The sequence below is a fragment of the Streptococcus atopicus genome, assembly GCF_049166725.1.
In the GTDB taxonomy this organism is placed as follows: Bacteria; Bacillota; Bacilli; order Lactobacillales; family Streptococcaceae; genus Streptococcus; species Streptococcus hominis.
In genome coordinates this window covers 1-25047 of record NZ_JBMHFC010000003.1, presented here as the reverse complement: position 1 = coordinate 25047, position 25047 = coordinate 1, and the positions used below count along the sequence as shown (strand labels likewise).

Below are 25047 nucleotides of genomic sequence, written 5' to 3'. Positions count from 1 at the left end.
AATCAAGAAGGCTTTCGTATTATGAAGGCACCCTGATTTTTATGAGGGAATCATACAAAGGAGGGAGTTATGTCTTCAGAACAACAGGAACGCCAAGCTTTGCAATATGCGGAGAGAAGTAGCCTGTTTACGGTTCAAACGCTCTTAAAGCTCTTAGAGTGGTCGGCTAGGCAAGCCCTAGCTCAAGACTCAGCTTATAAGATTGGGGTTCAAAAGTTGGAAGAACTGCTTCAAAGTCCCTATGCCATTGAATCTGTAAACGTGACCAGGGATATGTTGGATAAACCGATTGATGTGGAGAAATTCAAGGAACTGGTGGAATCCGAGAACCTTCCGATTGCCATTAGCTGGCAAGGGAACTATCTTCATTTCTACGCCAAGGACAAGTCTCTTTTAGACAGGCATCTAGATGAGTTACTGAAAAAGTTAGTCTCTAATCCAGAAAAACTTCAAGACTTAACATTCGATAAAACCCTTGATGAGGAAATTGAAAAGGCTAAGGAACAGATTGTGATGTTAGAACCTTCTGCCGTGAAGACCAAGGAGGTGACTCTCTAGTGTATTCAGGGAAAAAAGCCATCGTCTTTGGGAGCTTAGGGGTTGTATTTGGCCATTTCTGTCATCGTTTGGTTTTGCTGTACGAGAGTCTTCCCAATCAGCCACCCATTGAACGTCTTGCTTATCTCTTAGGAGAAGGACAAAAACAAGTGCTTCATCCCTTGTGGGATGTCAACTTCACTGGAAAATCCTTCTTAGGCTTTCTCTTTGGACTGATGACCATGGGGCTTGTCTATCTTTATATCTCAACAGGCAAAAAGGTCTACCGAGAAGGGGCTGAGTATGGCTCTGCTCGTTTTGGAAATAGTCGTGAGCGTAAAGCCTTTACCAGTAAGAATCCTTTGAACGACACCATCTTATCACGAAACGTCAGGTTAACCCTCTTAGAAAAGAAAACGCCACAGTTTGACCGAAATAAGAACCTGGTTGTTATTGGTGGGTCAGGAGCAGGGAAGACCTTTCGCTTTGTCAAACCAAATCTGATTCAGCTTAACTGTTCCAACATTGTGGTTGATCCCAAGGACCATTTGGCAGAAAAAACTGGGAAGCTCTTTCTAGAAAATGGCTATCAGGTCAAGGTCTTAGACATAGTGAATATGACTAATTCGGATGGTTTTAATCCCTTTCGTTATGTGGAAACTGAGAATGATTTGAACCGCATGCTGACGGTGTATTTTAACAACACGAAAGGTAGTGGTTCAAGAAGCGATCCCTTTTGGGATGAGGCCTCCATGACCTTGGTGCGAGCGATTGCTTCCTACTTGGTGGATTTTTATAACCCTCCAGGAAGCACCAAGGAAGAAGCTGAGAAGCGGCGCAAGCGCGGGCGTTACCCAGCTTTTTCAGAAATTGGAAAACTCATTAAACTCTTATCTAAAGGAGACAATCAAGATAAGAGTGTTCTTGAAGTTATGTTTGAAAATCATGCCAAGAAGTATGGCATGGAGAATTTTACCATTCGAAATTGGGCAGATTTTCAGAACTATAAGGACAAAACATTGGATTCAGTGATTGCTGTGACGACGGCTAAGTTTACCCTCTTTAATATTCAATCCGTCATTGATTTAACCAAGCGGGACACGCTGGAGTTGAAGACATGGGGAACTCAGAAGACGATGGTCTATTTGGTCATTCCTGATAATGATACGACCTTCAGATTCTTGTCTGCACTCTTTTTCTCCACGGTTTTTTCAGCCTTAACCAGACAAGCTGATGTAGACTTCAAAGGAGAACTTCCCATTCATGTGAGAGCCTACTTAGACGAGTTTGCGAACTGTGGAGAAATCCCAGAATTTGCCGAACAAACTTCAACGGTTCGTTCCCGAAACATGAGTCTCGTACCCATTCTTCAAAATATTGCTCAGCTCCAAGGGCTTTATAAGGAAAAAGAGGCTTGGAAAACCATTCTTGGTAACTGTGACAGTCTGCTGTATCTGGGTGGGAATGATGAAGAGACCTTCAAGTTCATGAGTGGCCTTTTAGGCAAACAAACCATTGATGTGAGGAACACCAGTCGGTCTTATGGCCAAACAGGGTCTGGTTCTACTTCTTATCAAAAAATTGCAAGGGACCTGATGACCCCTGATGAAGTCGGAAACATGAAACGAGATGAATGTTTGGTACGAATTGCAGGAGTTCCAGTCTTTAAGGAGAAGAAATATTTCCCATTGAAACATAAGAACTGGCAATACCTTGCAGATAAGGAAACGGACGATCGTTGGTGGCACTATCAGATTGATCCGCTAAGCAACAAGGAAGCACTTCTTGACTTATCGGATTATAAGATTAGGGATTTAAGCACAGAAAGAACACTACACTAATAGAAATGAGGAATCATATGGATCAAAAACTTACAGGCTTTGTTTACGGAGTGGATGCCAGCTCCATGTTTGCCCAAGCCATGTCTCTCTTACAAAAAGGCTTGATTGCCGTAGGGGCTTTTCTTGTTGTGATGGGTATTATCAACCTTTCGACCAATATTAAAGATGGAGGGCCAGGTGTCCGTAATGCCATCTTAGAAATTGTGGGTGGGGTGATGGTCGGTGCTGCTGGCGCCTTTGTTACTCAGATTACAATTTAGGAGGGCAAGGTATGACATGATAATGAAACTAACCTCAGCTTTTGTCTTTCTAGCCTCAGAGAAAATTTCAAGCGACAGCCTTTTTGAAGGCTTTAATGTGGATTTAAAATCAACAGCTGATTTAATCAAATCCTTGGCAGAATACAATCCAACCGTCTGGTCTTATATGTCTGCCATCACCAAAGGGATTATGCAGCCCTTGGGGGTAGCGATTTTAGCGGTTGTCTTGATTCTGGAATTTTCTAAGATGGCTAAGAAAATTTCGGGTTCGGGAGGCGCCATGACTTTTGAAGCCATTGCCCCAATGATTGTCAGCTACATCATGGTGACTGTGGTGATTACCAACACCACTGTGATTGTGGAAGCTATCTTAGCCGTCGCTTCCCACATCATCGAACAGGTGGCAGGCGTGGTGTCACGTGGGAGAACAGCCTATGACACCATCTCAGGCCTTAAAGGATCAGGTATTGTTGGAAAAATGATTGTTGGACTCTTTGCTATCATGATTTGGTTGGTTCGTTTAGTCAGTGTGATGGTCGTGAATATTCTCATCACCATTCGCTTTATCCAGCTTTATCTCATGATTCCTTTTGCGCCACTGACGATTCCAGCTTTCCTTAGTGATGATTGGCGTGGCGTTGGGATTGGCTATCTTAAAAATATTATGGTCTATGCCCTGCAAGGAGTTTTGATTTTCCTCATCGTCTCTCTTGTACCTTTTTTTGAATCAGCTGGAAAAATCGCTGTTTCAAATGGGGCAGGGATTTTGGAAAGCCTAGCCATTATGTTTGGTAGCTTAGTGCAAGCTATTTTGTTAATCATTGCCTTGGTGGGCAGTCAACGCACTGCCCGAAGTATTTTGGGCATGTGAGAGTAGGATAGCTTAAACAGTCCAGTGGCCTGTTTAAGGTTGTTCCTTGGAAATCGAAGAGGAACAAGGTACTGCTTTACGGTCGATTTCGTTGTCCGACCTCCGCAAGGACGACTAGAACTGTCATAGCTAGGAACTAGCGTAGAGAGTTCAGACGCCTACTGCGTCAAAGTCACAAAACAATTTAAACTGGACTAAGATTTCCATCTTGGTCCTTTTATCAAAGAAGGAGTTACTATTTTATGAATACACGTGTTTTTAAGGACGTTACAAAGGTTCAACACAGGGCTTGGTTAGGCTTTACCACACGGCAAGTCATTTTTGTCTTGCCAGCTATTGCCATCACCATCCTTGTCTTAGGGTTAAATCTCTTTTATTGGCAATTTGGGGACTGGTTTGTCTATGGATTTGTTTTTACGTTTACCATCCCCCTCATGTTATTTGGGGTTTATCGTCCTAATGATCTCCCCTTTGAAACCTATTTAAAATACCGTTTTCATTACGAGATGATGGTACCAGACCGCACCCTAATCGAACAGAAAGGAATTCACCATGAAAAACTTAAAACACTTCATGAAACCAAAGACCTCTTCTAAGGTCAAAAAGATAACCCCAAAGAAACAGGAGGTTCTACCAACAACACTTAATACTCTTCTTTATCAAGGTCTCTTTCCCAATGGCCTCATGCAGGTAAGCCCAGATTATTTCTCTCAGTCCTATCTCTTAGGGGATGTCAATTACCAGACCGTGGGATGGGAGGATAAGGGGGCTATGGTTGAGAAGTATTCAGATTTAATCAATTCGCTGGACGATAAAACAAATTTCCAACTGACCATCTTTAACAAGAAGGTCAACTTGGAACAATTCCGAAAAAGTGTCCTTTATCCCTTGCATGAAGATGGTTTTGATCCCTACCGTGAGGAACTCAACCATATGATGGATGCTAACTTAGAAGCAGGAGAGAATAATTTTTCAGCTATCAAGTTGATTTCTTTTGGGAAAAGTGACCAAACGCCTAAACTGGCTTACCGCTCTCTGTCTCAAATTGGAGAATACTTCAAGAGCGGTCTTTCAGAAATCGAGGCTAGCTTTAACCTCTTGACAGGAGAAGAACGAGTTCATCACTTGGCCGATATGTTACGCGGAGAAAACCATCTGCCCTTTACTTATCAAGACCTCGTGCGTTCAGGACAAACCACCAAGCATTTTATTGCCCCGACCAGCCTATCTTTCAAACACAAAAATCATATTGAAATAGACAATCGACTCTTACAGATTGTCTATGTTCGGGATTACGGTATGGAGTTAGGGGACAAGTTTATTCGTGATTTAATACAGTCGGATTTGGAAGTGATGATGAGCCTGCATGCCAAAGGCTCAGCTAAGTCAGAGGCCATGAAGAAACTCCGAACCAAGAAAACCTTGATGGAATCACAAAAAATTGGCGAGCAACAAAAGATGGCACGCTCTGGTGTTTATTTGGAAAAGGTTAGTCAGGTTCTTGAAAGCAATATTGATGAAGCTGATGAGCTGCTTAAAACTATGACACAGACTGGAGATAAGCTCTTTGACACCCTCTTTTTGATTGGGGTCTTTGCGGATAATGAGGATCAGCTGAACCAATCCTTAGACATTGTCAAACAAGTGGCCGGCTCAAATGATCTCATCATTGATAATCTGACCTATATGCAGGAAGCTGCCTTTAATAGTCTGTTACCCTTTGGGAAGAATTATGTTGAAGGTGTTTCTCGGTCTCTCTTAACCTCGAATATTGCCGTCAACTCACCTTGGACTTCTGTTGATATTCAGGACAAAGGTGGAAAATTTTACGGGATTAATCAGATTTCAAGTAACATCATTACCATTGACCGTGGGAAACTCAATACCCCATCAGGTCTAATTTTAGGGACATCAGGTTCAGGAAAAGGCATGGCCACAAAACATGAGATTATTTCGACTAAATTAAAAGAAGCGGATAATGATACCGAAATCATCATCGTCGATCCTGAAAATGAGTACAGCATCATCGGTCAAGCCTTTGGTGGGGAAAGCATTGACATTGCGCCTGACTCCACCACTTTCTTGAATGTCCTAGACTTGTCAGATGAGAATATGGATGAAGACCCTGTTAAGGTCAAGTCAGAATTTCTCCTGTCTTGGATTGGGAAATTGTTGGACCGCAAAATAGATGGTCGTGAGAAGTCACTAATCGACCGTGTGACACGCTTGACCTATAAGCATTTTCAAGAACCGTCTTTGGTGGAATGGGTCTTTGTCCTCTCCAAGCAACCTGAACTAGAAGCGAAGGACTTGGCTCTTGATATGGAACTGTATGTGGAAGGTTCTCTAGATATTTTCTCACACCGCACCAACATCAAAACCGATAGCCACTTCCTCATTTACAATGTCAAAAAGCTGGGCGATGAACTCAAACAAATTGCCCTCATGGTGATTTTTGACCAGATTTGGAATCGTGTGGTGAAGAATCAAAAACTAGGGAAGAGAACCTGGATTTACTTTGATGAAATGCAGCTGCTGTTATTGGATAAGTACGCTTCTGATTTCTTCTTCAAACTCTGGAGTCGGGTTCGGAAGTACGGGGCAACGCCAACGGGGATTACGCAGAATGTGGAAACTCTGCTTCTTGATGCCAATGGCAGACGCATTATTGCCAATAGCGAATTCATGATTCTCCTAAAACAGGCTAAGAATGACCGAGAAGAATTGGTTCACCTCTTAGGTTTATCCAAGGAGTTAGAGAAATACTTGGTTAATCCTGAAAAGGGAGCAGGTCTCATTAAGGCTGGCTCAACAGTTGTACCATTCAGGAATAAGATTCCACACCAAACCAAGCTCTTTGACATCATGAGTACCGATCCAGAAAAGATGAGGCTTGACAAATGATACCAGATAAGAAAACCCTTAAAGCTGCACGAAAAACCTTTCAAAGTAGTTTAAAGTCTAGTCGAATTCATTACCGTAGGGAGAAGAAAGCCGTACAAATAGCTCTCCCTAAGAAACGCTTTCTCACCAGACGAGCTGAGAAAGCAGAAGCAAAAGAACAGAGGAAAACTCTCAAAGAAGCCTATCAAGATGAAAAAGCAGCTGCGACAGAAACTTTTAAGGAATCTATCGCCTATGTATCTCCCAGATGGTTAAAGGCAAAGGAAATAAGAAAGTACCGTCTCCCACAAGCAAGAAATCGTCTGAAGCTTGCCCGAAGACACTTGGCAGAGGTCAAGCTAGAAGAAAAAGAGAAAACTGTCAATCCTAAGTTTACCTATCACAAAGAGTCAAAAGAAACGAAAACTTCACGGTTTCAGTTCCAAAAAGAGAAAAATTTTGACCGCCTTCAGGCAGAAAAAGAAGTCACTTCCGCCAAACGTGAGGTTCATCAGCTCAAAAAGGCTCATAAGGCTAAGAAAACCTCTACCAAAGTTAAACGAGGGTTGCGTTTTCTAGCGTCCGAATCGCTAGATGTAGTTGCTCAAGACGATGATTTAGATGGTCTTAGAACCCTAAAAGATACCAGTCTGAAAGGCAGACGCTATGCTAGATTAACCTATCAATCTGGAAAAGTCGTCGTGAAAGGTGGGCAGACTGGACATCGTTTTGCCAAAAACAAGATTGCTCATGGTAAGGAACGGTATCAGAACTTTAAAAAGGGGAAGGGCTGGAAACGCCAAAAACCTTTAAAGCCAAGAAGACGTTACCAAACTTTTCTTAAACAGGCTGGGAAGCAAGGTATTGCAGGCTTTTCAAAAATAATCCAAGCCATTAAGGGGAGCCTGACCTTCTTTTCAGCTCTTATCACAAATCCAATGACTTGGGTGGTATCAGGCCTCTTGTTTCTGTTTCTTCTCATGATGAGTTTTGTCATGGGGATTTCAGGAACCAGTCTCATCCAACAAGATGAGATAGAGTTGACCAAGAGTTATACCCATCTGACCTGGGAGGATGCGGAGCACACGAGAACCAATGATAAAGACATTACCTACTACACTAAGATTGATGAGGTCATGGCCTTCATGAATCACAAGTATCAGGATTATGCCTTAGACGAAGTGATGGAAGAAGGTTCTCAAACCTATCAAGCTTATTTGAGTCAGCTTTGGCAGGACTTAAATGGTGGCTCATCTATTCAATCCATGTCAGACCTAACTAAGAATCCTCCTTATAAACTCTCTGATGAAGAACGAGCTGACCTGAAGGAATGGAGCGAGGAAGGAACTTACCTTGCCCTTCAGGAATTGGAGAATCCCTTTCAAGGACAAACGGAAGATGACGCTCTAACCATGACCGTTCGCTATGGCTACGAGGTGATGGATGAGAAACCAATGCTTCATCATCATATCATTCTAGAGGCTAAAGAGAACCAAGTGATTGTGGCACCTATGGATGGGAAAGTCTCTCTTGATGGGGATAATCTTATCCTCACATTAGGCAAGGGACTAAACAAGACTCAACTCACTCTTTATAATGTTCATACTGGTCGAGTGACGGCTGGTCAGCGAGTCCAAGCAGGAGAGGTCATTGGCCAAACTAAAGATGGTACGGGGCTAAAAGTCACCTATCAAAAGGTAGATGATGACACGGACAAATTGGTTTATGTCAATCCAGCCTTTTACTTTCCTAAAGTGATTCAGCTTCAAACCACTATTATACCAGCCATTGGTCAGTTTGGCGGGGATGAGTTTGCGAGAGCGAAAGCGATCTATGAGTACCTGAAAAGTCAAGGAGCGACCAATCAAGCCATCGCAGCTATCTTAGGAAACTGGTCGGTAGAATCCTCTATCAATCCCAAACGAGCTGAAGGCGACTACCTATCTCCTCCAGTTGGGGCAAGAGAAAACTCTTGGGATGATGAGGGGTGGCTATCTCTGAGTGGTCCAGCTATTTATAACGGTCGTTACCCTAATATCTTGAGACGTGGACTAGGATTAGGACAGTGGACAGATACCGCTGATGGGTCACGCCGTCACACACTTTTGTTAGAATATGCCAAACGAAAGAATCAGAAGTGGTATGACTTAGGCTTACAACTGGATTTCATGTTGCATGGGGATAATCCCTATTACACCAACTGGTTAAAGGACTTTTTCAAACATTCAGGAAGTCCAGCAAACCTTGCTCAACTCTTTCTCATTTATTGGGAAGGAAATAGCGGAGATAAGCTCTTAGAGCGCCAAACCAGAGCAACTGAGTGGTATTACCAAATCGAAAAAGGGTTTAGCCAGCCAAATGGTGGGACCGCACAAAGTGATCCAAAAGCTTTGGAAGCTGTTCGTGGTGACCTTTATGACAATTCTATCCCAGGTGGTGGTGACGGTATGGGCTATGCCTACGGTCAATGTACATGGGGAGTAGCTGCACGGATTAACCAATTAGGATTAAAACTCAAAGGTAAAAATGGTGAGAAAATTCCGATTATCAATACCATGGGCAATGGTCAAGATTGGGTACGAACTGCGGCTAGTCTCGGTGGTGAAACAGGAACCATCCCTAAAGCAGGAGCGATTGTCTCCTTTGCGGGTGGACAGTACGGGCATGTGGCATTTATTGAGAAAGTTTATCCAGATGGGTCATTTCTTATCTCAGAGACCAACTATAATGGCAATCCCAACTATACCTTCCGCAAGTTATCAGGAGTGGATAGTACCATCAGTTTTGCCTACACAACGAAATGAAAAAAGGATATGCTAACAAAGTATAAAAATGTTAGCATATTCTTTTTGTTTTTTATGGCAAGGTCAGCTGCTAGCTTTAAAGTCTTTTAGTCACGACTTAAGCGTTATGATTAGAATTGAGGGCTATCAGGAGGCTGATAATCTCATTAAGTATATCTGTGAATAGAATGTCTTTTGTATAGCTATATTTTTTTGAATAATTTTGCCATTGTTGCTGTTGAATAGAGTCAGATTTGAATCTCTCCAGTAGTTCAATGATTTTATTGAAATCGAGTTCAGTTTCACGATAGGAAAAGGTTCTTTCACAAGCAATTTTTAATTGTGAAAAATCAATGTCATCTTTCTTTAGCTTTGAAAGGATATAGACATCGTAAAAATCTTTGCTGCGACTGTTCAAGAAATTTCGTGAATAAATGGTTTGGAGTTTTTCAGCTAAGATTGTTTCAATCGTATAAGCAATGATTGGAAAATTGTCATCATCAAAAATGGCTTTGTAGTCATAGGTAGCAGGGTAAGGTGTGACAATGTCTCCAGTCGCAATATCTAAATGGATAATTTGTTTAATATTTTCGAGTTGACATAAAATGGTTGCTCGGTAACCACCATAATCATCGCTTTCCTTAATAGCTGTTATGGATTGAATTGAAAATTGAATACCATCTTTCGATTCAGTTAAAATTTCTTCAAGCTGTTGTTGAATATTTTCTTCTGATAAAGTTTGTTTATGAAACAGGAAGTCAATATCCGCCGTACTACGAGATTCGACCCCAATGACGTTTGAAAGTAGGAACCCACCTTTAAAAATATAGTGATTCGAATAAGAACTCTGACTTAATTTTTTCAGAATAGCTTCAAGAAAGTAATAGGTCATGACGGAATTAAAAGTTAATCCAGTATTCTTCGATATTTTATGGCAGAGTGCTGTTAATTTTGCTTTATTCATAGTAGTACCTCCAAGGTTCGTTTAACTTCATCTAAGATATTCAGTTTTTGAGCATATTCATAGAGCTTTGAGAGATTTTTTTTAGGGAAGTTGCTATAAGTTTGAAGTGTTTTAACAAATAGCTCAGCATCAATGTTATTTCGATTAAGGATAAAATCACACAGAACACGTTCAAAATTATAAACGTTAACGGTGTTTCCCATTGGAGTTTTTACACTGGTGACCCCGAGGTTGACAATGTCTTTAGAAACAGTGTGGATATTTAAATTTAATGGTGTATTCCTAAAACGGTAGTCCCTTGGGACTGTTACTTCAAAATATTGAGGAATTTCATCTGTAAGTCCCTGTAGATAAAGAGCAGAGATATGAGAAAAAACAGTTCTGGGGTAACGATACTGAAAGAAATAGTATTCATCATAATCTCCACTAGAGGACAGATAGATTCCTTTATCGACCCTAAAGATAACCCCTTCGTTTTCTAGTCTAGTTAGATAAATGGTTGGAATACCTAATTTTTTACAATCTCTATAAGTAATCATGCCATTGTGACTGTCTAAGTACTCAAGTAACAATTCTTTTTTAGACATATTCGACCCTTTCTTTGTTGCTTTTGTACCGCAATTTTAACATTTTTACGGCACAAAAGCAACATTTTTAGATGTTATACATACAGTTTACTATTCTCTTACTTGATGTGATACCAAAATCAAGGCTTCTTTTTTATGATGGGGAAAGAGTGACAGTTTGTTGCTACTTATTAAAAGAAAAGAAGGATTAGTTATGACCAAACAATGTCATCATCACTTTTTAGTGAATCAGGAAAAAGCAGAGAAACATGTCTTTCGTAAAAGTAAGAAGTATCGTACGCTTTGTTCGGTAGTTCTTGGAAGCATGGTCACGGCTGTTGTCGCATGGAGTGGTGCAGTGGCGCAGGCTGACGAAGTAACGGCACCACAGGATAACATCATTCAACGAACGGAAAATCCTGCGACCAATTTAGTTCAAGCTCAACCCACACCAGTTGTCCAACAGACGAATAGCCTTGCTTCGACTGGGAAATCAGATGGTGCGATTACTGTAACGGTTCCACATGATACAGTGACCCAAGCTGTCAATCAAGCAAAAGCAGAAGGTGTCAAGACTGTTCAAGACCAACCACTGGATTTGGGCAACACGACATCAGCTGGTGAGACTAACCAACAATTAAACAAGGCAGAGGCCGATGCTACCAAACAAGCTGAGGAGATTTCTACGGTCACAGAGACCTACAAATCTGCTAAAGCAACCTATGAACAAGATAAAACACGTGTTGAATCACAGAATGCCACGTTAGAGACCAGTCACAAAGAAGCGACTCAAGCAGGAAACACCTTAAACAGTTCGGTGGATAGCACAATTTCGGAATTGAAGCGTCAAGATAAGTCTGCTGATGTGACCGTAACGACTCAAACGGTATCGTCAGGAGATGGCTCAACTGTTCCAGGCTATCAGGATTACATGTCTTCAGTAGCTACTATTGATCAGAAAAATAAGGATAATCTTGCAGAATATGTGACCAAGAAAAAAGCCGCAGACGCCCTTGTCGCGGAGAACTTGGCTACTCAAAAGGAAAATGAAACAGGTCTAGCTAAGGCAAAGGCTGATAATGAAGCGATTGACAAACGTAATCAAGCTGGACAAAAAGCGATTGATGATGAAAACAAAGCGGGTCAAGCTGCTGTTGATGAGTACAATAACAACCAGCAGAAATTGGCCACAGATCGTGCGGATGAAATTGCAGCTATCACCAAACGCAACAAGGAAAAAGAAGAAGCCGCAAAGAAAGAAAAAGAAGCCATTGACGCTTATAACGCAAAAGAAATGGACCGCTACAAGCGTGATTTAGCAGAGATTTCCAAAGGCGAAGAGGGGTATATTTCAGAAGCCCTTGCTCAAGCCCTAAATTTGAATAATGGAGAACCACAAGCAAGACATGGCGCAACTACTCGCAATCCAGACCGTATTATTGCGAAAGGCAATGCTATGCTTGGAGGCTATTCTAATATCTTAGATTCCACAGGCTTCTTTGTATATGACTCTTTTAAGACAGGTGAAACTTTAAGCTTCACTTATCAAAACTTACAAAATGCCCGATTTGATGGGAAGAGGATTAGTCGTATTACATATGATATTACTAATCTTGTTTCGCCAACGGGCACCAATGCAGTGCAGTTAGTCGTACCAAACGATCCAACAGAAGGTTTTATTGCTTACCGAAATGATGGAACAGGGAATTGGCGAACCGATAAGATGGAGTTCCGTGTCAAAGCCAAGTATTTTTTGGAAGACGGAACGCAAGTAGCTTTCACTAAGGAAAAACCAGGTGTCTTTACCCACTCCTCACTGAATCATAATGATATCGGTCTGGAATATGTGAAGAATTCATCTGGTAAATTTGTTTCTATCAATGGCTCGACGATTCAAGTGACAAATGAAGGCTTGGCTCGTTCACTAGGTTCCAACCGTGCCAGTGATTTGAAGTTGTCAGAGGAATGGGATACGACGTCTAGTCGCTATGCCTATAAAGGTGCGATTGTCTCAACCGTCACATCAGGGAATACCTATACAGTGATTTTTGGGCAGGGAGACATGCCGATGCAGGTGGGTGGAAAGACCTATTGGTTTGCTTTAAATACTTTGCCCGTCGCACGGACTGTTAAACCGTATCGTCCCAAACCATATGTGACCCCAAAACTGGATCCCGTACCTGATCCGATTAAGGTGGTGCCAAAAACTTTCACACCAAAGACGTTTATGCCTGAACCACATGTGACTTTTAAAGAGAAACCACTAGAGAAAGTGACACAACCTAGCTTGACCTTAACAAAGGTCACTTTGCCGAAAATTCCTACTTCAAAACCCTTGCCCAAAGCACCACAAGTGCCAATGGTTCACTACCATGACTACCGTCTGACAACAACGCCCGAAATTATGAAAAAAGTGGTGAATACAGACCAAACTAATCTTCATGGCAAAACAGTCGCAAAGGCTTCAACTGTTATTTACTCACTGACAGTAGACGCTTTTTCTTCCAATCGTGCCAAAACAACAAGCCTTACTTTCGAAGACTACCTGCCAGCAGGCTATGTATTTGATAAGGAAAAAACACAAGTGGAGAACGGAAACTATGAGGTGACCTTTAATCAGGAAAAGAACTTTGTGACCTTAACTGCCAAGGAAAACTTGTTGCAGGAGGTTAATAAAGACTTAACCAAGGTTTATCAACTGACCGCCCCAAAACTTTATGGAACTGTTCAAAATGATGGGGCAACTTATTCCAACAGCTATAAGCTCTTGATGAACAAGGGAACACCAAATGCTTATACCGTCACTTCAAATGTTGTAACCATTCGGACACCAGGTGATGGAGATACGACCAGCCACATTGTACCTCAGAAACGCAATGAAAATGAGGACGGTGTCGTCATTAACGATACCGTGGTTGCTTTAGGAACCACCAATCACTACCGTTTGACTTGGGATTTAGACCAATACAAGGGAGATAGCTCTTCTAAAGAGACCATTGCACGTGGCTTCTTCTTTGTGGACGACTACCCTGAAGATGTGCTGGATTTAGTGGATCAGGGAACAGTCATCACCACTCGTGATGGCAAGTCTGTGTCAGGAATTTCTGTCAAAGCTTACGCTTCTATAAAGGATGCTCCTAAAGACCTTCAAGACAAACTGGCTCGTGACAAGATCACACCAAAAGGGGCCTTTCAAGTTTTCATGCCTCACGATAACCAAGCCTTCTATGACCAGTACGTTAAAACAGGAACTTCATTGGAACTGCTAACCAAAATGACCGTTAAAGAGAGTCTTTATGGTCAAACTGTTAACTACAAGAATAAGGCTTATCAAGTCGATTTTGGCAATGGCTACGAAACCAAGGAAGTGACCAATACCCTTGTTTCTCCAGAGCCTAAGAAACAAAACCTGAATAAGGATAAGGTGGACATCAATGGGAAGCCCATGCTTGTGGGAACTCAAAACCATTATACGCTGTCATGGGACTTGGACCAATACCGAGGCATTAAAGCAGATAAGACTCAAATTGCACAAGGATTTTACTTTGTAGATGATTATCCCGAAGAAGCCCTATTACCAGATGAAACAGCGATTCAGCTAACCACATCTGATGGTAAAGCAGTATCAGGTGTTACGGTGAAAACTTATTCTAGCTTATCAGAAGCGCCTAAAAACCTACAAGCAGCCCTTTCTAAACGAAAGATTGAGCCTAAAGGAGCCTTCCAAGTCTTTATGGCAGAAGACCCTCAAGCCTTTTATGATACTTATGTGACTAAGGGACAAAACATTACTATTACACTGCCTATGACCGTTCGGGAGTCCATGCTTCATTCAGGGAAGTCTTATGATAATGTGGCTTATCAAGTGGACTTTGGGCAAGCCTATAAGACCAACACGGTGACTAATCATGTACCCAAAGTTACTCCACACAAGTTTAATACTAATAAAGCAGGCAGCACAATTGATGGCAAGACCATTCTTCCTAATACCATCAATTACTATAAAATGGTTCTGGATTACAGTCAGTACAAGGACTTGGTAGTGACAGATGATACCCTTGCTAAAGGTTTCTACATGGTAGATGACTATCCCGAAGAAGCTCTGACTTTAAATCCAGATGGTGTTCACATCATGGATAAGTCTGGCAATCTTGTCAAAGGTGTCTCTGTTAAAACCTACGCTAACCTATCAGAAGCCCCCAAAGTCATTCAAGAAGCTATGGCCAAACGCCAGTTTACACCAAAAGGAGCCATTCACGTCTTAAGTGCCGATAATCCTAAAGCCTTTTATGAGACCTATGTTAAAACTGGTCAAACCTTAGTCGTGACACTGCCGATGACCATTAATAATGAGTTGACAAAGACTGGTGGCAAGTATGAAAATACGGCTTATCAGATTGATTTTGGCTTGGCTTACGTGACGGAAACCGTGGTCAATAATGTTCCAAAACTAGACCCACAAAAAGATGTGGTGGTTGATTTGTCTCAAAAGGATAAGAGCTTAGACGGTAAGAAAATCGCTATGAATCAGGTCTTCAACTATCGTTTGGTAGGAGCACATATTCCAGCTAATCGAGCGACACCGCTCATTGACTATCGTTTTAACGATGATTACGATGAAAGTCACGATGCCTATAATGGTGTCTACAAGGCTTATACTTTGGTGGATGTCACCCTAAAAGATGGAAGTGTTCTACCAAAAGGTACAGAAGTGACCAAGTACACGCTACAAGAGGTGGATACTTCAAAAGGCACAGTCACCATTCGCTTTGATAAAGATTTTTTAGAAAGTCTCGCAGAAAAATCTGAATTTCAGGCGGATGTTTACTTGCAGATGAAACGAATCGCTTCAGGTGAGGTGGAAAATACAGTGCTTCATACTGTTAATGGTTATACCATCAGTTCAAACACCGTTAAGACGCACACTCCTGAACCAGAACCACCAACTCCAAATCAGCCAACACCATCACAACCACCAGTTGAGACTCCTGAGCCACCAGTTCTTGCTAGTGTTCTCCCAAATACAGGGGAGAGTCAGTCTCTCTTGGCGCTTGTTGGTGGAGGACTTCTTCTCGGTCTAGCTTATGGCTTTTCAAAGCGGAAAATGGAGGACAACTAGATGAAATCAAAAACAATTTACAATACGGATTCTGACCAGGATGGCTTAATGGACGCTGTGGAACTAGATCTAGGAACCAATCCCTTGAGCAGTGACACGGATAGTGATGGCTTAACGGATCTTGAAGAAGTACAACAAGGTTTATGGCCAACTCAATATCAGCGTAAGGAGAGAAGCTATGACTTGGAACTATGAAACCATTTCTAAGACATTTTCAGAGATGGCACGAGAAAACTATGAAGATATGGTTAAAGCCTTTCTAGCCATGGAGTTAAGTGTTGACAATAAGTCACTACTTGATACCCTCTATCGTGATTTTATGGCAATAGATGACTTGCCTTTGGTTAGTGATGAGTTACGCCTAAAGGCAGAAGGCTATCAGGAACAGCTTCAAGAAGAGCTGACCGATTTGTTGGATAACCTTTATCGAACAGGGGAGGGAGCTAGTTTCATCATGGAAGTGATAGCGTCCAACAACATTTCGGACACCCTTGCTCGGTATGAGATTTTGGATGAGGACGATTATTCGTCTCTCACCTTAGAAACCTTGCAAGACATTATCCAAAAGGACTTGTCTCTAACTAGCCAAGATTATTTTGGAGATGTGACCTACATGGCTTTACAGAAAGATTTGTTAGACCAGAAAAGTGATTTCATACAACACTATGTGACGACTTTAATGGATAAGTTGCCACAAGAAAAAGACCAAAGAGCCTTGGTCCTAGATTAAAGCAGTGGGCTGAGAATACCTCTCAGCTCATTTTTGATTGGAGGGAAGCATGAATCAAGAACACTTACTAGAGATGTTGCGGGCAAGATTACCACGTGACTCCATCCTTTTAGAATCTTTTTTACGTTATCAGGCAGCCCATTTTGATGAGGACTGGGACAGTCTGATCCAACACTTTACGACCCATAGGGGAGAGGTCAAACCACCTGTTCAAGTGGTTCAGTTTGAGACGGATGTCTCTGCCTTTGTGGCAGCTAGTCCATTTGAAGCAGCTCATGACTTACGTACCTATACGCAAACCTTTGGTCAGGCTGGACTAAATAAGTTGCCCCAATTATCAACCAATGAGAAAGCCTTGGTGATTGAGGTTGCCCTCTTTAACCTGGCGACTCGCTTTCAACTCTTAGACCAAGAAGGAGCTTATCAGTCCATTTCAGTACCCTCTCTGTTGGAAAAAGGCAGAGCCGCAAACTTGGTGAATGTGTACCGTGTGGCTAATAATCTGTCTGATCGAATTAGCCGTGATATTGAACAGTTTCTTTTAAGCTACGAACCAGAAGCAGAGGCAGTGAAATCAAAAGCTACTGAAGAAGAGAAAGAAATCATAGGACCAGAACCACCTCAAGAGATTACTTTTCGAGAAGAAGGTTTTATCATGATTGCAAGCCTTGACGAAGACCTGTCACAACTGGATTTTCGAACGGGTCAAACAGAACACTTACCAGCGTATGAGAAATTGAATCTGACTCAGAAATTTGAGATACTGAGCCATTTTGACCAGGTACGAAACGACCTTCCTAAACTTCCGAACCTTAGACGTGGGGATTTTGATCATGAGATGGAAATGATACCAGTCTATGAGGGAAAGCAACTGCTCACCTACTTAGAGGCTGATGGTAGTGCCTATGATTTGAAACGAACACTGACTAAAATCGAAGAAAAGGAATTAGAAAAGATTGGTCAAGCTATCAGGACTGAAAATCAAGAGATATTGAATCAGGTTGGGATTGATTTGTTTCAGTTTGAGCCAGACCAAGTCAGCGTTTTATTGGACGCAGCAGGTCGCTTCCGTTTGGAAAATGCGGACCTTGCATTATTAGGTGGCTATCCCAAAGCCACAGTAACTCAACTAGCTCTTGCGACAGAATTGCTTCAGATGGGACTTAGCCATGAAAAGGTTGAATTTTTCTTGACCAGTCAGCTGGATTTGGAAGATTTAAGACCAGTTGCTTATGGCTTTTTACACGAAGACTTATCTTTGGAAGAAGCTAGAACTTTTGAAGCAGAAAAACAGGAAACTCCAGACCTTATCTTTAAAGACTGGAGGGACACCTTTATTCAAACTGAGGCTGAAATGTCCATTCCTCAGCCAACCCCCAACAATCCTATCATACAAGAAGCTATTGAACGTTTTCCCCTTGACTCTATGGTAACTTATAAGGGACAAGACTTTAAGGTGATAGCTATAGAAGAGTCAGGAGTTAATAACCTGATTCGGATTGAATTACAAAATGATTTCTCCTATCTCATTGAACAAAATCCAGTTCTTTTCTTCCGAACATTAGAGGAAATCACTCAGGCTCTCCATGTTCCTTCTGTCGAAGAAAAAGAAGAGATGGAGCAGACCAGTCAGGAATTAGACCTCTTCTCCTTTATGAATATAGAAGAGAAAGTACCAGAAAGTATTGAGATGGAGACTGATTCAGAGGTAGCTGATGTCGTTGAAACCATTCCTGCTGTTGATTTTCACTTTCCAGAAGATCTGACAGACTTTTACCCTAAGACAGCTAGAGATAAGGTGGAGACGAATATTGCTGCCATTCGTCTTGTGAAAACACTTGAAGCAGAACAACGACAAGCGACTCCGAGTGAACAAGAACTTTTGGCCAAATATGTGGGTTGGGGTGGACTTGCTAACGATTTCTTTGATGACTATAATCCTAAGTTCTCTAAAGAACGTGAAGAACTAAAAAATTTAGTATCCGATAAGGAATATTCGGATATGAAACAGTCCTCTCTAACAGCTTATTACACTAATCCTGCCCTTATTCGTCAGATATGGGATAAGCTAGAAAGAGATGGCTTTAAAGGCGGAAAAATTCTAGACCCTTCTATGGGAACAGGGAATTTCTTTGCGGCTATGCCCAAATATTTGAGAGAAAAAAGTGGGTTGTATGGTGTGGAGTTAGATACCATTACAGGAGCTATTGCCAAACACCTTCATCCAAATGCGCATATTGAAGTCAAAGGCTTTGAGACAGTTGCTTTTAATGACAATAGCTTTGATTTAGTAATTTCAAATGTACCGTTTGCTAATATTCGGATTGCAGATAACAAGTACGATAAGCCTTATATGATTCATGACTACTTTGTGAAGAAGTCGCTTGATTTGGTGCATGATGGTGGGCAAGTGACCATTATCTCCTCCACAGGAACCATGGATAAACGGACGGAGAATATTCTTCAAGATATTCGTGAGACAACCGAGTTTCTTGGTGGTGTGCGTTTACCAGATACTTCTTTTAAGGCCATTGCAGGAACCAATGTTACAACAGATATGTTGTTCTTCCAGAAGCACTTGGATAAAGGATATGTGGCAGATGATCTAGCCTTTTCAGGTTCCATTCGTTATGACAAGGATGACCGCATTTGGCTCAATCCTTACTTTGATGGAGAATACAATAGCCAGGTGCTAGGAACCTATGAAGTTAGAAATTTTAATGGCGGAACACTTTCTGTTAAGGGGACTAGTGACAACCTCATCGCAAGTGTTCAAACTGCTTTGAATCATGTAAAAGCCCCAAGGGAGATTGATAGAAATGAAATGATCATTAACCCAAATGTGCTGACCAAACAAATCATTGATACCTCCATTCCACCTGAAATGAGAGAGAATCTTGGTCAATACAGTTTTGGCTATCAGGATTCTACGGTTTACTATCGAGATAACAAAGGTATTCGAGTGGGAACCAAGACGGAAGAAATCAGCTATTATGTCGATGAAGATGGAAACTTTAAAGCCTGGGACAGCAAGCATTCCCAAAAGCAGATTGACCGCTTTAATGCTTTAGAGGTGACGGATAGTACGGCTCTTGATGTCTATGTGACCGAGGAAACAGCAAAACGAGGACAATTTAAGGGATATTTCAAAAAAACGGTCTTTTATGAAGCACCGCTATCAGATAAGGAAGTGGCACGGATTAAGGGAATGGTAGACATTCGAAATGCTTATCAAGAGGTCATTGCCATCCAACGCTATTATGACTACGATAAGGAGAAATTTAATCAATTGTTAGGCAAACTCAATCATGCTTATGATAGCTTTGTCAAACGCTATGGTTATTTGAATAGTGCAGTTAACCGCAATCTTTTCGATAGTGATGATAAGTATTCGCTCCTTGCTAGTTTAGAAGATGAAAGTCTTGACCCAAATGAAAAAACGATTATCTATACCAAGTCGCTTGCTTTTGAAAAAGCTTTGGTTCGTCCTGAAAAAGAAGTGACAGAAGTTAGCTCAGCACTTGATGCTCTCAATTCCAGTCTAGCAGATGGGCGTGGAGTGGATTTGGATTACATGATGTCTATTTATCACACAGATTCCAAAGCTACTTTGATTGAAGAACTGGGAGATGCCATTATTCCTGACCCAGAACGCTATCTCCAAAACGGAGAAGTGGTCTATGTGTCTCGTCAGGATTTCTTATCAGGGGATGTGGTGACCAAGTTAGAAATTGTGGACTTACTCATTAAGCAAGAAAATTCTGATTTTCCTTGGCAACACTATCAAGATCTCTTAGAAGAGGTTAGACCACAACGTGTCACTCTAGCTGATATTGATTATCGGATTGGCTCACGTTGGATTCCTCTAGCCGTTTATGGAAAATTTGCCCAAGAAACTTTTATGGGAAAAGCCTTTGACCTCACAGATCAAGAAGTAGCGACAGTCCTTGAAATTAGTCCCCTTGATGGAACAATTTCCTACCAGTCTAAGTTTGCCTATACCTACTCTACGGCAACGGATAGAAGTCTGGGTGTTTCAGGTTCTCGTTATGATAGTGGCCGAAAAATCTTTGAAAACCTCCTTAATTCCAATCAACCGACCATCACAAAACAAATTGTCGAAGGAGACAAGAAAAAGAATGTGACAGATGTGGAGAAAACAACAGTTCTTCGTGCTAAGGAAACCCAAATTCAAGAGTTGTTTCAAGACTTTGTGGCAAGGTATCCAGAAGTCCAACAAATGATTGAAGACACCTATAACAGCCTCTATAATCGAACAGTGTCCAAGGTCTATGATGGCAGTCATTTAGCCATTGATGGGCTTGCTCAGAATATTTCCCTACGACCCCACCAGAAGAATGCCATTCAACGGATTGTGGAAGAAAAAAGAGCACTTCTTGCCCATGAAGTCGGTTCTGGAAAGACCTTAACCATGCTTGGAGCAGGCTTTAAACTGAAAGAACTTGGTATGGTGCATAAACCTCTCTATGTGGTTCCTTCTAGTTTGACCGCCCAGTTTGGTCAAGAAATCATGAAGTTCTTTCCAACGAAAAAGATCTATGTGACGACCAAGAAAGACTTTGCCAAAGCCAAACGCAAGCAGTTTGTATCACGCATTATCACAGGGGACTACGATGCTATTGTCATTGGGGATTCCCAGTTTGAAAAAATACCGATGAGTCGTGAGAAACAGGTCACTTATATTCACGATAGGCTAGAGCAACTCCGAGAAATCAAGCTAGGAAGTGATAGCGACTATACGGTTAAAGAAGCAGAGCGCTCCATCAAGGGATTGGAACATCAATTGGAAGAACTCCAAAAACTGGAGCGAGATACCTTTATTGAATTTGAAAATCTAGGTATAGATTTTCTCTTTGTGGATGAGGCTCATCACTTCAAGAATATCCGTCCAATCACTGGACTTGGGAATGTCGCGGGAATCACCAATACCACTTCAAAAAAGAACGTAGACATGGAGATGAAGGTGAGACAGGTTCAGGCAGAGCATGGAGATAGAAATGTTGTTTTTGCGACAGGAACGCCAGTCTCAAACTCCATTAGTGAACTTTTCACTATGATGAATTACATTCAACCCGATGTCTTGGAACGATATCAGGTATCTAATTTTGATTCGTGGGTTGGGGCTTTTGGGAATATCGAGAACTCTATGGAACTAGCCCCGACAGGTGATAAGTACCAACCTAAGAAACGGTTCAAGAAATTTGTCAACTTGCCTGAGCTCATGCGAATTTACAAGGAAACAGCAGACATTCAGACTTCAGATATGCTTGATTTACCTGTACCAGAAGCTAAGATAATTGCGGTGGAAAGTGAGTTAACGCAAGCTCAGAAATACTATTTAGAAGAGTTGGTCGAGCGTTCAGACGCTATCAAGTCAGGTAGTGTTGATCCTAGTGTCGATAACATGTTAAAAATAACTGGGGAAGCCAGAAAACTAGCTATTGATATGCGGTTGATTGACCCTGCTTATACGTTAGCGGACAATCAGAAAATCCTTCAAGTCGTTGATAATGTCGAGCGGATTTACCGTGAGGGCGAAGGTGATAAAGCCACTCAGATGATTTTCTCTGATATTGGAACGCCTAGAAGTAAAGAAGAAGGTTTTGATGTTTACAATGAACTCAAAGATCTTCTTGTGGATCGAGGGATTCCAAAAGACCAGATTGCTTTTGTGCATGATGCCAATACCGATGAGAAGAAAAACTCACTGTCTAGAAAGGTCAATAGCGGAGAAGTACGGATTCTCATGGCTTCAACGGAAAAGGGCGGAACTGGTTTAAACGTGCAATCACGAATGAAAGCTGTCCACCATTTGGATGTTCCTTGGCGTCCCTCGGACATCCAGCAACGCAATGGACGTTTGATTAGACAAGGTAATCTGCACCAAAATGTAGAGATTTATCATTATATTACGAAAGGTTCTTTTGATAATTATTTGTGGGCAACACAGGAAAATAAGTTGCGTTATATTAAACAAATTATGACATCTAAAGAACCTATTCGAGCAGCAGAAGATATAGACGAACAAACCATGACGGCTTCTGACTTTAAGGCTTTAGCGACTGGTAATCCCTATCTCAAACTCAAAATGGAGTTGGAAAATGAACTAACGGTGTTAGAAAATCAAAAACGAGCCTTTAACCGCTCCAAAGATGAATACCGCCATACCGTTTCCTATTGCGAGAAGTACCTCCCTATCATGGAAAAACGATTGAGTCAATATGATAAGGATATTGCTCAATCCCTCGCAACTAAGCACTTAGACTTTGTCATGCGATTTGACAATCAAGCAATGGACAATCGTGCTGAAGCAGGGGACTATCTCCGAAAACTCATTACCTATAACCGTTCAGAGACCAAGGAAGTCAGAACACTTGCCAGCTTTAGAGGTTTTGACTTAAAAATGGCTACACGAGGCTCTAGTGAGCCCTTGCCAGAGACCGTCTCTTTAATGATTGTAGGTGATAACCAGTATACTGTTGCCCTTGATTTGAAATCAGACGTGGGAACTATTCAGCGCATTACCAATACCATTGACCATATCCTAGATGAGCAAGAAAAGACGGAAGAGCTGGTAAAGGATTTAAAAGATAAGCTACAAGTAGCCAAAGTAGAAGTTGAGAAAGTCTTTCCAAAGGAAGAGGATTATCAGCTTGTAAAGGCTAAGTATGATGTTTTGGCCCCCTTGGTAGAAAAAGAAGCAGAGATTGAGGAGATTGATGCAGCACTGGCCAAGTTTAGTGAAGATACACAGCCTCAAAAACAGCAACAAATAGCACTCGAGATTTAAGAAAAAGGCTGACAAAAATTTTTGAACGCGGTAAAATGAAGTCAAGAAATCACAAAAGGAGAACAGACCATGGCCCAAACGATAGAAGAAATGCGTTATCAACTAGAAGAATGGTTGGTACAAGGTTTCACAAGTCCAGAGGATAGAGCTGACTACCAAGCTTTAAAGGAACAGTATGAAGATGAAACCCTTGATGTTAGCTTTTCAAAACAAGAAATCATCAGTCAATTAGAGGTCATCATCACGACCCGTGAGAATGACTTTCCGGACTTAGATGAAGTGACGAAAGCAGAATACCTTGATTTGGTTGCCCAACTAGATGAACTCGACAAGGAACAAGCTAACTATTACCGTAAGCAGTTGTCCTAGAAAGAGGTGTAAAATGTTGGAACAAATTGTACAAAGCCTTTTGATTATTGCCGCAATAGGACTGATTTTACTTGTTCTTTATCAGATTGTGAAAGTTTCAGGTGCTTTGTTTCTTATCGGACTCATCAGTGGATTAGTCTTTATAGAAATCTATGGGATTTACCTCTTCCTCACAGAACGAAATCTCTATACAGAAGATTTAGCAACCAATGGTATTTGGAGCTTTACAGGATTCTATATTGTCTTTAATATTCTGCTGGCGCTTGGTATTGTGACAAAAGTTGTGAGAAGTAGAATGGCATGAAAATAGGGCTACCTTAATGAGGTAGTCTTATATTTTTTAGAAGTAAATAGATGCAATAGGGTTATAAGAACTTAGTATTTCTTTTTGTTTAGATTGTGACACATGGGTATATATCTGAGTTATAGAAATAGAACTATGACCAAGTATCTGCTGGATGTAACGAATATCGACATCGTTATCTAATAACATCGTAGCAAAGCTATGACGAAACATATGAGGTGTGATCGTTGTAGTTAGTCTAGTTTGGTCTTTTGTCGTTTTCAGAAGTAAGCGAACACTTTGTTCTGTCAGTGGTTTTTGTGGGGATTTTCCAGGAAATAGATAATCGTCTAAATAGCTACAATAGCAAGAGATATAAGCTTTTAGCAACTGAAAAGTCCGTTCATCCCCTAAAAAAATAATGCGTTCTTTTTTTCCTTTTCCTAGAATTTGAAGCGTTTGTTCAGTTAGGTTAATATCTTTGATTTGAATATGACAAAGCTCAGAAATCCGAATACCAGTTGAAAGTAATAATGAAATAATTAACAAATTTCTTTCAGCTTTTTGTTTTTGATAAACAGTTTTGGAAGAGACAACTTTTTGTTTTAGATAGGTATATAGGATTTTTAAACTATCATGAGGTATTGTCTTAGGCAATGTTTTTTCTGCTCGAAATTGAAAACGTAACTGATTAAAAGGATTGTCTGCAATGATGTTTTGTGACTGTAGATAGCCATAGAACACTTTTAAACTTGCGATTTTTCGTCGTAAAGTACTTGTTTTTAAGTTTGAATGTGTCAAACCTTCAATATAACTTACCACACATTCTTTATTTGAATTGTAAAATTGCATTAAATCGTTTTTATAAGCACGAAGGGTATGTGCACTCAAACGTTTATGAGTTTTGCAATAATCTAGGTAATTAGAAATAATAGTATAATCCATGATAGTCTCCTTTAACGATAATGACGCTATTATAGACTGATTTATACACTTTGTATAGTGATAATAAATTGTTATCGGTAGGAGA

The 25047-nt window shown here is 41.1% G+C and carries 15 protein-coding genes and 2 pseudogenes; 14 read left to right on the top strand and 3 right to left on the bottom strand.

All coding sequences use genetic code 11. The features are described from left to right. The first annotated feature begins 69 nt into the window (after positions 1 to 69). From ACOMA9_RS02660 to ACOMA9_RS02630, 7 genes are all read left to right on the top strand, one after another. The gene (locus tag ACOMA9_RS02660; RefSeq protein ID WP_003033634.1) at positions 70 to 558 is read left to right on the top strand and encodes a hypothetical protein; all 489 of its coding nucleotides are present in this window, start codon (positions 70 to 72) and stop codon (positions 556 to 558) included. After that, positions 558 to 2378, top strand: coding sequence for a VirD4-like conjugal transfer protein, CD1115 family (locus ACOMA9_RS02655; protein ID WP_371507351.1), 1821 nt, complete (start codon positions 558 to 560; stop codon positions 2376 to 2378). The genes ACOMA9_RS02660 and ACOMA9_RS02655 overlap by 1 nt, the downstream gene beginning before the upstream one ends. Positions 2379 to 2395: 17 nt before the next feature. Further along, positions 2396 to 2638 (top strand): hypothetical protein, encoded by a 243-nt coding sequence (locus tag ACOMA9_RS02650; protein WP_007518271.1) that lies wholly within the window; start codon positions 2396 to 2398, stop codon positions 2636 to 2638. Positions 2639 to 2654: 16 nt separating this feature from the next. Next, positions 2655 to 3509 (top strand): VirB6/TrbL-like conjugal transfer protein, CD1112 family, encoded by an 855-nt coding sequence (locus ACOMA9_RS02645; RefSeq protein WP_421424582.1) that lies wholly within the window; start codon positions 2655 to 2657, stop codon positions 3507 to 3509. A 242-nt stretch (positions 3510 to 3751) separates the two neighbouring features. Then, positions 3752 to 4105, top strand: a complete 354-nt coding sequence (locus ACOMA9_RS02640) for a PrgI family protein (RefSeq protein WP_421424580.1) — start codon at positions 3752 to 3754, stop codon at positions 4103 to 4105. After that, complete coding sequence (locus ACOMA9_RS02635; RefSeq protein WP_371507349.1) at positions 4062 to 6413, top strand: VirB4-like conjugal transfer ATPase, CD1110 family; 2352 nt, start codon at positions 4062 to 4064, stop codon at positions 6411 to 6413. Before ACOMA9_RS02640 ends, ACOMA9_RS02635 begins: the two co-directional genes overlap by 44 nt. Continuing rightward, positions 6410 to 9196: a phage tail tip lysozyme gene (locus ACOMA9_RS02630; RefSeq protein WP_421424578.1), complete on the top strand. Its 2787-nt coding sequence runs from the start codon at positions 6410 to 6412 to the stop codon at positions 9194 to 9196. Before ACOMA9_RS02635 ends, ACOMA9_RS02630 begins: the two co-directional genes overlap by 4 nt. A gap of 97 nt (positions 9197 to 9293) precedes the next feature. On the opposite strand, the gene ACOMA9_RS02625 is transcribed toward ACOMA9_RS02630, so the two are convergent. Together ACOMA9_RS02625 and ACOMA9_RS02620 are read right to left on the bottom strand one after the other, a co-directional pair. After that, positions 9294 to 10139 (bottom strand): nucleotidyl transferase AbiEii/AbiGii toxin family protein, encoded by an 846-nt coding sequence (locus ACOMA9_RS02625; protein WP_264338276.1) that lies wholly within the window; start codon positions 10137 to 10139, stop codon positions 9294 to 9296. After that, complete coding sequence (locus ACOMA9_RS02620; RefSeq protein ID WP_150867680.1) at positions 10136 to 10726, bottom strand: type IV toxin-antitoxin system AbiEi family antitoxin domain-containing protein; 591 nt, start codon at positions 10724 to 10726, stop codon at positions 10136 to 10138. Before ACOMA9_RS02620 ends, ACOMA9_RS02625 begins: the two co-directional genes overlap by 4 nt. Positions 10727 to 10919: 193 nt before the next feature. Between ACOMA9_RS02620 and ACOMA9_RS02615 the strand changes: the two genes are divergently transcribed. The 7 genes and pseudogenes from ACOMA9_RS02615 to ACOMA9_RS02585 all read left to right on the top strand — a co-directional run bounded on the left by ACOMA9_RS02615 (position 10920) and on the right by ACOMA9_RS02585 (position 24038). Continuing rightward, complete coding sequence (locus tag ACOMA9_RS02615) at positions 10920 to 15824, top strand: SspB-related isopeptide-forming adhesin (protein WP_421424574.1); 4905 nt, start codon at positions 10920 to 10922, stop codon at positions 15822 to 15824. After that, positions 15825 to 16019, top strand: a complete 195-nt coding sequence (locus ACOMA9_RS02610; RefSeq protein WP_150867682.1) for a calcium-binding protein — start codon at positions 15825 to 15827, stop codon at positions 16017 to 16019. It begins immediately after the preceding gene. Then, positions 16003 to 16554: a coiled-coil domain-containing protein gene (locus ACOMA9_RS02605; protein ID WP_150867683.1), complete on the top strand. Its 552-nt coding sequence runs from the start codon at positions 16003 to 16005 to the stop codon at positions 16552 to 16554. Before ACOMA9_RS02610 ends, ACOMA9_RS02605 begins: the two co-directional genes overlap by 17 nt. Positions 16555 to 16603: 49 nt before the next feature. After that, positions 16604 to 17120, top strand: a pseudogene (locus tag ACOMA9_RS02600) (hypothetical protein); the annotation flags it as partial. A gap of 56 nt (positions 17121 to 17176) precedes the next feature. Next, positions 17177 to 23365: pseudogene (locus ACOMA9_RS02595) on the top strand (SNF2-related protein); the annotation flags it as partial. A 69-nt stretch (positions 23366 to 23434) separates the two neighbouring features. Continuing rightward, positions 23435 to 23734 (top strand): DUF5962 family protein, encoded by a 300-nt coding sequence (locus tag ACOMA9_RS02590; RefSeq protein WP_371507346.1) that lies wholly within the window; start codon positions 23435 to 23437, stop codon positions 23732 to 23734. 13 nt (positions 23735 to 23747) lie between these two features. Further along, positions 23748 to 24038, top strand: a complete 291-nt coding sequence (locus tag ACOMA9_RS02585) for a DUF5966 family protein (RefSeq protein WP_150867720.1) — start codon at positions 23748 to 23750, stop codon at positions 24036 to 24038. 36 nt (positions 24039 to 24074) lie between these two features. Here the strand turns inward: ACOMA9_RS02585 and ACOMA9_RS02580 are convergent, their stop codons facing one another. Beyond that, on the bottom strand, positions 24075 to 24962 hold the full coding sequence (locus tag ACOMA9_RS02580) for a tyrosine-type recombinase/integrase (RefSeq protein WP_371507344.1): 888 nt from the start codon (positions 24960 to 24962) through the stop codon (positions 24075 to 24077). Positions 24963 to 25047: the final 85 nt, after the last annotated feature.